Origin of the sequence: Streptomyces sp. NPDC006510, assembly GCF_040611955.1 — a bacterium.
Lineage (GTDB): Bacteria > Actinomycetota > Actinomycetes > Streptomycetales > Streptomycetaceae > Streptomyces.
The window spans coordinates 1-4,341 of the sequence record NZ_JBEXPH010000357.1 but is presented as its reverse complement, the minus strand read 5'-3'; the positions used below and the strand labels follow the sequence as shown (position 1 = coordinate 4,341).

Sequence of the window (4,341 nt, the reverse complement as noted above, 5' to 3'; positions counted from 1 at the left end):
CCGGCCGCACTGAAGATCGCGCCGCCCGGGGCCGCACCCGAGCTGGAGCGGGCGGCGCTGGCCCACTGGAACGGCTGGGGCGCGGTACAGCTCATCGCGGGCGGCCCCGGCGCACTGCTGCTGGAGCGGCTGCACCCCGAGGTGTCGCTGCGCTCGCTGCCGGAGGCGAAGGCGCTGCTGGAAGCGGCGGGGACGGTGCGCCGGCTGTGGGTCGAGCCGCCGGCCGATCACGGTTTCGAGACGGTCGCGGAACGGACCGGGCTCCGTGTCGAGCCGATGCGCGCCTGTGCGGCGGCCGAACCGGGCCTGGAGCCGCTGGTCTCCGCGGCGCTCGCGGCGCGCGAGGCGCTGGTCGCCCACGCCCCCGAACTTCTGCTGCTGCACGGCAACTTCCGCCAGAGCAAGGTGCTCGCCGGCGAGCGGGCGCCGTGGCTGACGGTCGGTCCCGAGCCACTGGTCGGTGAGCGCGCCTACGATCTGGCGCGTCTGGTGCGCGACCGCGTGGAGGATCTGATCGCCTCGCCCGGCGGACCGGTGACGGCCCGCCGACGGATCAAGAAGCTCGCCGATTCGCTGGACGTGGACCGCGAGCGGCTGCACGGCTGGACACTGTTCCGCGCGGTGGAGTCGGGAACCCGGGCGCTGGCGGGCGGCCGCCGCCAGGAGGGCGAGCTGACGCTGGAGTTCGCGAGCTGGCTGTGAGGGACCGAAAGCCGCAGGCCCCCCGCGCGGTGCGCGGGGGGCCTGCGGCTTTCGGTGGTATCAGCTCTCGGCGGTGAGGCGGGCGATCGCCTCGTCGACCGTGAGCTCCTCCCGCTCGCCGGTGCGGCGGTCCTTGAGCTCCAGGACGCCCTCGGCCGAGCGGCGGCCGGCGACCAGGATCTTCGGGACACCGATCAGCTCGGAGTCGGTGAACTTGACGCCGGGCGAGACGCCCGCGCGGTCGTCGACCAGGACCCGCAGACCTGCGGCGTTCAGCTTCTCGGAGACGTCGAGCGCCAGCTCGGTCTGGAGCGCCTTGCCCGCCGCGACGACATGCACGTCGGCCGGGGCGATCTCACGGGGCCAGCACAGGCCCTTGTCGTCGGCGGTCTGCTCGGCGAGGGCGGCCACCGCGCGGGAGACGCCGATGCCGTACGAGCCCATGGTGACGCGGACGGGCTTGCCCTGCTGGCCGAGGACATCGAGGGAGAAGATGTCGGCGTACTTGCGGCCGAGCTGGAAGATGTGGCCGATCTCGATGGCGCGGTCCACCTGAAGGCCGCTGCCGCAGTTGGGGCAGGGGTCGCCCGCCTCGACGACCACGACGTCGAGGTAGTCGTCGACCTCGAAGTCGCGGCCCGCGACGACGTTCTTCGCGTGGGTGCCGGGCTTGTTCGCACCGGTGATCCAGGCGGTGCCGGAGGCAATGCGCGGGTCGGCGATGAAGCGGACCTTCTCCAGTCCCTGCGGGCCGACGTAGCCGCGTACCAGGTCGGGGCGGTCCTCGAAGTCCTCGGCGGTGACCAGTTCGACGACGGCGGGCGCGAGGTGCTCGCCGAGCTTGCCGAGGTCGACCTCGCGGTCGCCGGGCACACCCACGGCCACGATCTCGCCGTCGACCTTGACCAGCAGGTTCTTCAGGGTCGCGGAGGCCGGGACGCCCAGGTGCGCGGCGAGCGTCTCGATGGTCGGGGTGTCGGGGGTGTCCAGCTCCTCGACGGGGCCGTGTGCCGAGCCGTCCGCGGGGACGGCCTTGAAGGTGACGGCCTCGGTATTGGCGGCGTAGTCGCAGTCGGGGCAGTCGACGAAGGTGTCCTCGCCGGCCGGGGCGGGCGCGAGGAACTCCTCGGAGGCCGAGCCGCCCATCGCACCGGAAACGGCGGAGACGATGCGGTGGTCCAGGCCCAGACGCTCGAAGATCCGGATGTAGGCGGCGCGGTGGAGCCGGTACGCCTCGGCGAGACCCTCGTCGGTGGTGTCGAAGGAGTACGAGTCCTTCATCTGGAACTCACGGCCGCGCAGCACACCGGCGCGGGGACGGGCCTCGTCGCGGTACTTGGTCTGGATCTGGTACAGGATCACGGGCAGGTCCTTGTAGGACGAGCACATGTCCTTGACGACCTGGGTGAAGATCTCCTCGTGGGTGGGGCCGAGGAGGTAGTCGGCGCCCTTGCGGTCCTTGAGCCTGAACAGCAGGTCGCCGTACTCGTCGTACCGGCCGCTCGCCTCGTACGCCTCCTTGGGCAGCAGCGCGGGCAGCAGCACTTCCTGGCCGCCGATGGCGTCCATCTCCTCGCGCACGACGCGGGTGATGTTCTCCAGGACCTTCTTGCCGAGCGGCAGCCAGGTCCAGATTCCGGCCGCGGTGCGACGTACGTATCCGGCCCGGACGAGCAGCTTGTGATTGAGCGTCTCGGCGTCGGCCGGGTCGTCGCGCAGTGTCTTGATCATCAATCGGGACATGCGCTGGACCTGGGCCATGGTGAACTCCTGCTTGGAAGGGTGATGTGCAGGAGGTTAGCCGGGTGATACGGGTGGGCGGAAATCCATATGTCCGCGGTGCCGGTCCCCGCGACGCAGCGGGAGCGGGGCTCCCATGACCGCGTACGGCTTGGGAGCGCTGGGGAAGAGCACCTGCCGGGCCAGGTCCTGGTAGCCGAGACTGCGGTACAGACCACGTGCCGGGCTCTCCGTGTCGATGGCGGAGAGGATGGACCGGGGCTGGTCGACGGCGTCGGTGATGGTGGTGATCAGCATGCGTCCGATGCCCCGGTTCTGGAACTCCGGCAGGACGTGCAGTTCGGTGATGACGAACGAGTCGTCGAGCCAGTGCGCACAGCCGGTGGCGCGGAGGTACGGCTCGACGACGGTGGACCACCACTGGCCGCGTTCGTTGGGCATGCCGTAGACGAAGCCGACGAGCCGCTCGTCGGTGGTGGTGGCGCCGAGGGCGCGGGCGTGGGGGTGGTCGAGGTGTCTGAGGACGATGTGCCGCCGTACTTCGACCTCTTCGGGCCCCAGACCGAAGGCGAGGGCCTGCACGGCGAGCGCCTCGTCCACGCGCGCGGCGAGATCGATCGGCCCGATCCGGACGCTGGGGATGCGGGGGCCGCCCCCGGAAACTGCTGCCATGAGCCGACCCTACTGGCCTCGGTGGGCAACGGGGTACGGGGCGGTGGCCGTCGGCTGCGGGCCGGTCAGAACAGCACGCTCATGAACGCGCCGGTCTCCCGGAAGCCGACCCGGGCATAGGCCCGGCGCGCGGGGGTGTTGTAGTCGTTCACGTAGAGGCTGACGACGGGGGCGACATCGGCCAGCGCGTAGCGCAGGACCGCTGCCATGCCGGTCTCGGAGAGTCCGCGGCCGCGGTGTTCGGGGGCGACCCAGACGCCCTGGATCTGGCAGGCCTGCGGGGTCGCGGCGCCGATCTCCGCCTTGAAGACGACCTTGCCGTCGTCGATCCGGGCGAACGAGCGGCCGGCTCCGATGAGTTCGGCGACGCGTGCCTGGTAGAGGAGTCCGCCGTCGCCCGCGAGCGGGGAGATGCCGACCTCCTCGGTGAACATCGCCACGCAGGCCGGCATCAGGACGTCCATCTCGTCCTTGCGGATCCGGCGGACCAGGGGGTCGGGGGTCACGTCGGCGGCCGGGCTCTCGGTGACCATCAGCGGCTGATGGGCCCGGACCTCGCGGGCCGGTCCCCAGCCGGGTTCGAGCAGCCGCCACAGCTGGGCGGTGGGCTCGGCGGGGCCGACGATCGAGGAACAGCGGCGGCCGGCCCGGCGGGCCCGGTCGGCGAAGGCCCTGACCGCTTCGGGGGTGGCGCAGATGGGGACGAGGTTGGCGCCCGAGTAGCAGAGCGAGCGGAGCCTGCCGCCGGCGTACCAGCCCCACATCTCGCCGCCGAGGCGCCAGGGATCGAGACCTGCGATCTGGACCCGGGCCGTCACGAACGCATTGGCGACCGGCTCGCTCTCCAGGACGGCGAGAGCGGCACCGAGGTCGCTGGGTTCGAGGACCCGGGTGGTGGTCTGCGTCAACACGAGGGGGCCTCACCATGCGGTCTGCTGATTTCCGCACTGTAACCGAAGCGGCTCATCCGCGCCGCCCGCGCCTGCGAACAGGGTCCGAGGGGCGCCGTGAGGTCGCTCACGGCAGCGCCCCGCCGGACGGTGTTCGTCCGGCGGGGCGCGGTGCTGCGGGCCATGGTTCAGCTGACGGAGACCTCGGGCTCGCCCGAGGCGATGCCGTCCTTCTCCATCTGCTCGGCGATCTTCATGGCCTCTTCGATCAGCGTCTCGACGATCTTCGACTCGGGCACCGTCTTGATGACCTCGCCCTTCACGAAGATCTGCCCCT

General features: G+C 71.3%; 4 protein-coding genes and 1 pseudogene. 1 reads left to right on the top strand and 4 read right to left on the bottom strand.

Features of this window, described 5'->3' with window-relative positions; all coding sequences use genetic code 11:
• Positions 1–702: aminoglycoside phosphotransferase family protein (locus tag ABZY11_RS43140; RefSeq protein ID WP_356484413.1), on the top strand; the 702-nt coding region annotated here is incomplete at its 5' end.
• A 60-nt stretch (positions 703–762) separates the two neighbouring features.
• Here the strand turns inward: ABZY11_RS43140 and ABZY11_RS43135 are convergent.
• The 4 genes and pseudogenes from ABZY11_RS43135 to ABZY11_RS43120 form a co-directional block, all read right to left on the bottom strand.
• Positions 763–2,463, bottom strand: coding sequence for a proline--tRNA ligase (locus tag ABZY11_RS43135; protein ID WP_356484412.1), 1,701 nt, complete (start codon positions 2,461–2,463; stop codon positions 763–765).
• A gap of 36 nt (positions 2,464–2,499) precedes the next feature.
• Positions 2,500–3,114 carry a GNAT family N-acetyltransferase gene (locus tag ABZY11_RS43130; RefSeq protein WP_356484411.1) on the bottom strand — a complete coding sequence of 205 codons (615 nt, stop codon included), beginning with the start codon at positions 3,112–3,114 and terminating at the stop codon, positions 2,500–2,502.
• 65 nt (positions 3,115–3,179) lie between these two features.
• On the bottom strand, positions 3,180–4,025 hold the full coding sequence (locus ABZY11_RS43125) for a GNAT family N-acetyltransferase (protein WP_356484410.1): 846 nt from the start codon (positions 4,023–4,025) through the stop codon (positions 3,180–3,182).
• Positions 4,026–4,192: 167 nt separating this feature from the next.
• Positions 4,193–4,341 (bottom strand): annotated as a pseudogene (locus ABZY11_RS43120) (4-hydroxy-3-methylbut-2-en-1-yl diphosphate synthase); the annotation flags it as partial.